Here is a 249-nt window from a genome sequence, read left to right on the forward strand (position 1 = left end):
CGGAACTGGCAGACGCACAGGACTTAAAATCCTGCGGGACTTACCTCTCGTACCGGTTCGATTCCGGTCTTCGGCACTTATAAAACAATATCGCGGAGTGGAGCAGTTGGCAGCTCGTCGGGCTCATAACCCGAAGGTCGTAGGTTCGAGTCCTGCCTCCGCAACCATTAAAATGGCTCGTTGGTCAAGAGGTTAAGACACCGCCCTTTCACGGCGGTAACAGGGGTTCAATTCCCCTACGAGTCACCA

Annotated in this window: 2 tRNA genes; both read left to right on the plus strand. The window is 54.2% G+C overall.

Annotated features, from left to right (window positions below):
• Positions 1-91: 91 nt before the first annotated feature.
• Positions 92-167: transfer RNA gene (locus KGF50_RS22155), tRNA-Met, on the plus strand.
• A 7-nt stretch (positions 168-174) separates the two neighbouring features.
• Positions 175-249 (plus strand) — tRNA-Glu (locus KGF50_RS22160).

The organism is Clostridioides sp. ZZV15-6598 (assembly GCF_020657705.1).
Taxonomy (GTDB): Bacteria; Bacillota; Clostridia; order Peptostreptococcales; family Peptostreptococcaceae; genus Clostridioides; species Clostridioides difficile_F.